The following is a 1,911-nucleotide window of genomic DNA, read 5'->3' on the forward strand; positions in this document are numbered from 1 at the left end:
AAAGATCGCAGCCTGCGGCAGCTCCTACACAGGGATTTGCGTCAATCCGGAATTCGCTGTCGATTTTCCGGTGGAGGCGTTGCGCCACGCACCTTAAGCTCAACCCATGAACCTACAAAGCACGCTACTTCCGCCCCACGCCGAGATGGTTCGCGCCATGCTCGAACGAGACACCGCCTACGAGGGGGTGTTCTTTACCGCGGTCAAGACCACCGGGATCTTCTGTCGACCCAGTTGCACGGCGCGCAAACCCAAGCCGGAGAACGTCGAGTTCTTCGCCCACGCCGACGAATGCCTGACGGCGGGCTACCGCGCCTGCCTGCGGTGCAAGCCGCTGGACGCCGCGGCCATCGCGCCGCCCTGGGTGCAAACACTGCTCAAGTCTGTGGAGGCCGATCCAGAGCAGCGCTGGACCGACGCTCAATTGCTGGCCAAGGGCATCGAGCCGCTAAAGCTGCGACGCTGGTTCAAACAGCATTTCGGCATGACCTTTCATGCCTGGCTACGCACCCGGCGCCTGGGCATGGCACTGGGTGGCATCAAGCAAGGCGATTCCATCGACAGCGCGGCGTTCGACTCTGGTTACGAATCCCTGAGCGGGTTTCGCGATGCCTTTCAAAAGTCCTTTCACATCACGCCGGGTCGTGCTGCCAACAGCGAGCCCTTATTATTTACCCGCCTGACCACACCGCTGGGGCCGATGATCGCCATGGCCGAGCGACGCGGGCTGGTATTGCTGGAGTTTCTGGATCGCCCGGCGTTGACCCGGGAAGTCGAAGAACTGCAAAACCGGTATGACTATGCCGTGGCGCCGGGACACAACGCCCATTTGCAGCAAATCGAACAGGAGTTGGTGCAATATTTCGCCGGCCAATTGACTGAGTTCAAGGTGGCGCTGCACCTGCCCGGCAGCGAATTCGTCCGGCAGGTCTGGGCCGAACTGGCGACAATCCCTTACGGTCAGACCACCACCTACGGCACCATCGCCGCCAGGCTGGGCAAGCCCGGCGCCAGTCGCGCCGTGGGACTGGCCAATGGGCATAACCGCTTGTCCATTGTCGTGCCGTGCCACCGGGTGATCGGTGCGGACGGCTCGTTGACGGGCTATGGTGGAGGGCAACCGCGCAAGGCGTTTCTGCTCAGGCTGGAGAACGCCGCGAAGCAGCTCACACAACAGCTAACATTCTGATCGCGCACTCAAACCGCCCGAGAATCTTTGAGCCAATGCCTGACACGTATGTACCCGCCACCGAATTCCTGGCTGCCCTCGATGCTGACTGGCGTCGGCATGTCACCGCCGTCGGGCCTTGCCTGCACCAGCCCCACGCCGCTCGCGACCCGTATGAATCATTGGTGCGGGCGATTGCCTACCAGCAACTGCACGCCAAGGCTGGCGATGCGATTGTCGGGCGGTTGCTGGCGTTGTTTCCTGGGGTCGCGTTTCCCAGACCCGAGCAAATCGTTGCCACCGACTTCGATCAACTGCGCAGCTGCGGGTTTTCTGCCAGCAAGATTGCCACCATCCAAGGCATTGCCCAGGCGTCGCTCGATGGTGTGGTACCGGACTACGCCACGGCACTGGCCATGGACGATGAGGCCTTGATCGAACGCCTGATCACCTTGCGTGGCGTCGGTCGCTGGACCGTGGAAATGCTGCTGATCTACAGCCTGGATCGACCGGACATCTTGCCGGCCGATGACTTTGGGGTGCGTGAAGGCTATCGGCGGCTCAAAGGGTTGGAGGTGCAACCGACGCGCAAGCAGATGATCGAGATCGGGTTGGCGTGGAGTCCATTTCGTACGGTGGCGTCGTGGTATTTGTGGCGGGTGGCTGGCAAGTAGATCGCGTTATCGTTCATCGCGGGCAAGCCCGCTCCCACAGGTTCAAGGTGATCCATGTGGGAGCGGGCT

The 1,911-nt window shown here is 61.7% G+C and carries 2 protein-coding genes; both read left to right on the forward strand.

What is annotated here, in order from left to right; genetic code table 11:
• Positions 1 to 106 precede the first annotated feature (106 nt).
• On the forward strand, positions 107 to 1,189 hold the full coding sequence (locus ACRESJ_RS34060) for a bifunctional transcriptional activator/DNA repair enzyme AdaA (RefSeq protein WP_431761808.1): 1,083 nt from the start codon (positions 107 to 109) through the stop codon (positions 1,187 to 1,189).
• A 35-nt stretch (positions 1,190 to 1,224) separates the two neighbouring features.
• The gene (locus tag ACRESJ_RS34065; protein WP_431761809.1) at positions 1,225 to 1,842 is read left to right on the forward strand and encodes a DNA-3-methyladenine glycosylase family protein; all 618 of its coding nucleotides are present in this window, start codon (positions 1,225 to 1,227) and stop codon (positions 1,840 to 1,842) included.
• Positions 1,843 to 1,911 lie beyond the last annotated feature (69 nt).

It is taken from the genome of Pseudomonas sp. (assembly GCF_050739655.1).
Lineage (GTDB): Bacteria > Pseudomonadota > Gammaproteobacteria > Pseudomonadales > Pseudomonadaceae > Aquipseudomonas.